This is a genomic window from Mycobacterium sp. 1245499.0 (genome assembly GCF_001673615.1).
GTDB lineage: Bacteria > Actinomycetota > Actinomycetes > Mycobacteriales > Mycobacteriaceae > Mycobacterium > Mycobacterium europaeum_A.
The window spans coordinates 1-3,231 of the sequence record NZ_LZMG01000419.1; the positions used below are offsets into that span (position 1 = coordinate 1).

3 protein-coding genes are annotated in these 3,231 nt (G+C 62.6%); all 3 read right to left on the reverse strand.

Annotation, left to right across the window (positions count from 1 at the left end; genetic code table 11):
- Positions 1–1,983, reverse strand: a 1,983-nt coding sequence (gene nrdE / locus A5646_RS26125) for a class 1b ribonucleoside-diphosphate reductase subunit alpha (protein ID WP_067025335.1), incomplete at its 3' end; no start/stop codon positions are given.
- Entirely contained in the window at positions 1,953–2,474 is a 522-nt protein-coding gene (gene nrdI / locus A5646_RS26130; protein WP_231998478.1) for a class Ib ribonucleoside-diphosphate reductase assembly flavoprotein NrdI, read from the reverse strand. The genes nrdI and nrdE, both read right to left, overlap by 31 nt.
- A 32-nt stretch (positions 2,475–2,506) precedes the next feature.
- A complete protein-coding gene (locus A5646_RS26135) occupies positions 2,507–2,746 on the reverse strand; it encodes a redoxin NrdH (RefSeq protein ID WP_064877378.1) in 240 nt (79 codons plus the stop codon).
- Positions 2,747–3,231 lie beyond the last annotated feature (485 nt).

Here is a 3,231-nt window from a genome sequence, read left to right on the forward strand (position 1 = left end):
GGTGGCCGCGGCATAGGTGTCGATGATCTTCTCGTAACCGATCTCGTAGGCGTCCTGGTAGTACTCCAGGTTGTCGTTGGTCAGATACGGCGCCGGGTAGTAGACACGGCCGATCTTGCCTTCCTTGCGGATCTCGATCTTGCTCGCCACCGGGTGGATCGAGCTGGTCGAGTGGTTGATGTAGCTGATCGATCCCGTCGGCGGGACGGCCTGCAGGTTCTGGTTGTAGATGCCGTGCTGCTGCACCGACTCCTTCAGCCGCTGCCAATCCTCCTGCGTGGGAATGCGAATGCCCGCCTCGGCGAAGATCTCGCGCACCCGCGGGGTGGCCGGTTCCCACACCCGCTCGGTGTACTTGTCGAAGAACTCACCCGAGGCGTACTTCGACTTCTCGAAGCCGCCGAATTTGCTGCCCCGCTCGATCGCGATGCGGTTCGAGGCGCGCAGCGCGTGGTAGAGCACGGTGTAGAAGTAGATGTTGGTGAAGTCGATGCCTTCTTCGGAGCCATAGTGGATGCGCTCGCGGGCCAGGTAACCGTGCAGGTTCATCTGGCCGAGGCCGATCGCGTGGGACTCGTTGTTGCCCTGCTCGATTGAGGGCACCGAGGTGATGTGGGTCTGATCGCTCACCGCCGTCAGCGCCCGGATCGCGACCTCGATGGTCTGCGCGAAGTCGGGCGAGTCCATCGTCTTGGCGATGTTCAGCGACCCCAGGTTGCACGAAATGTCCTTGCCCACTTTGGCGTACGACAAGTCATCGTTGAACACCGACGGCGTGGAGACCTGCAGGATCTCCGAGCACAGGTTCGAGTGGGTGATCTTGCCGTCGATCGGGTTGGCCCGGTTCACCGTGTCCTCGAACATGATGTAGGGGTAGCCGGATTCGAACTGCAGCTCGGCCAGTGTCTGGAAGAACTCGCGCGCCTTGATCTTGGTCTTGCGGATGCGGGCGTCGTCGACCATCTCGTAGTACTTCTCGGTGACCGAGATGTCGGCGAACGGCAGGCCGTAGACCCGCTCGACGTCGTACGGCGAGAACAGGTACATGTCCTCGTTCTTCTTGGCCAGCTCGAAGGTGATGTCGGGAATCACCACGCCCAGGCTCAGCGTCTTGATGCGGATCTTCTCGTCGGCGTTCTCGCGCTTGGTGTCCAGGAACCGGTAGATGTCCGGGTGATGCGCATGCAGGTACACCGCGCCGGCGCCCTGCCGCGCGCCGAGCTGGTTGGCGTAGGAGAAGGAGTCCTCGAGCAACTTCATGATCGGGATGACGCCAGAGGACTGGTTCTCGATGTTCTTGATCGGGGCGCCGTGCTCGCGAATGTTGCTCAGCAGCAACGCAACTCCCCCGCCACGCTTGGAGAGCTGCAGCGCGGAGTTGATCGATCGCCCGATCGACTCCATGTTGTCCTCGATGCGCAGCAGAAAGCAGCTCACCGGCTCGCCGCGCTGCTTTTTGCCCGAGTTCAGAAACGTCGGGGTGGCCGGCTGGAATCGCCCGTCGATGATCTCGTCGACCAGCTTTTCGGCCAGCACGGTGTCGCCGGCGGCCAGCGTCAGCGCCACCATGACCACGCGGTCCTCGAAGCGCTCCAGGTAGCGCTTCCCGTCGAACGTCTTCAGCGTGTAGGAGGTGTAGTACTTGAACGCGCCCAGAAACGTCGGGAACCGGAACTTCTTGGCGTAGGCCCGGTCCAGCAGCGTCTTGACGAAATTGCGGCTGTACTGGTCGAGAACCTCGCGCTCGTAATAGTTCTCCTTGATCAGGTAGTCGAGCTTCTCGTCCTGATTGTGGAAGAACACCGTGTTCTGGTTGACGTGCTGCAGGAAGTACTGATGCGCGGCCTCGCGGTCCTTGTCGAACTGAATCTTGCCGTCCGCGTCGTACAGATTCAGCATCGCGTTGAGCGCGTGGTAATCCGTCTCCCCCGGCAACGCGTGGGCTCCGGTGGTTACAGGCTCTGCAGCGACGGTTGGTGGCACGTCTGTTCCTTCCAAAAATTGGCTAAGCCCGCGCGGACGGCATCCACGTCGTCCTGGGTTCCCATGAGTTCGAAGCGGTACAGGTACGGAACGCCGCACTTGCGCGAGATCACGTTGCCCGCGTAGGCGAATTCGGCGCCGAAGTTGTTGTTGCCCGCGGCGATGACGCCGCGGATCAACGACCGGTTGTGCTCATTGTTCAAAAAGGCGATGACCTGCTTGGGCACGTAACCGCCGGCGTTGAGGTCCGGGGTGGCCCGGCCGCCGCCGTAGGTGGGCAGGACGAGGACGTAGGGCTGGTCCACCTCGATGCGGCCATGCAGCGGAATCCGCGTGGCGGGGATCCCCAGCTTCTCGACGAAGCGGTGGGTGTTCTCCGACACCGAGGAGAAATAGACCAGTGGCGATGCCGCGGACGCGGCAACCAGGTCCGGAGCCGCGCGCAGCGGGTCGCCACTCGTCGAACCTGGGTTGCGCCCCCTGACGTCCATGGCACCGCAACCTCCTTACCTGACGTCTTGCCTTACGCGCTCAGTTCCGCCGCCGATAGCGCCTTGATGCGGTCCGGGCGGAAACCCGACCAGTGGTCGTTGCCGGCCACCACGACGGGAGCCTGCAGGTATCCCAGGGCCATCACGTAGTCACGCGCCTCGGCGTCCAGCGAGATGTCGACCTTCTCGTAGGCGATGCCCTGCTTGTCGAGCGCCTTGTAGGTGGCGCTGCACTGCACGCATGCCGGCTTGGTGTACACGGTGATGCTCATAGAATGCCGCTCCTTTGCGGAAGAGGGGGACCCAATGGACTGGCAACTACTTTTGGACTGCGTCTTTGCTAGCTTCAGCGATCCGCCAGGCCCCCTGATTCCCGTCGCACGGCGGTCGAGGTCGAACGACCTGTGTGTGCCGATTTCGGGGGGTTCGCCGAGCCTGGCTGGCTCGGCGGCCCGGGGATCTGCCGGTGCTCGAAACACTACACCTAGTGGGTGACAAGTTGTCGAGATACAAGATGTTCTGAATAACAATTTTGAAATTCCCTGGTCGTGAGCCTTGTCGCGGAAAAATCCGGCCACCCGCTCGGCGTGTCGCAGATCACACGCCGGGGCGGGGGTTCCGATAGGGATTGGTATAGCAGCGGCCACCGACAACACCGCCGGCGGCGACGAACCCATCCGCAGCCAGCAAAGCCGCCAGGCGGACCTGGCGGCTTCTGCTATTCGGTTAGGGCAACCGCGCTGGTCGCCCGGCGAGC

What these genes read in the sequence shown, in the direction of transcription:
- A5646_RS26135 (WP_064877378.1), bottom strand. Translation starts at nt 2,746, where the DNA reads ATGAGCATCACCGTGTACACCAAGCCGGCATGCGTGCAGTGCAGCGCC.
- nrdI (WP_231998478.1), bottom strand. Translation starts at nt 2,474, where the DNA reads ATGGACGTCAGGGGGCGCAACCCAGGTTCGACGAGTGGCGACCCGCTG.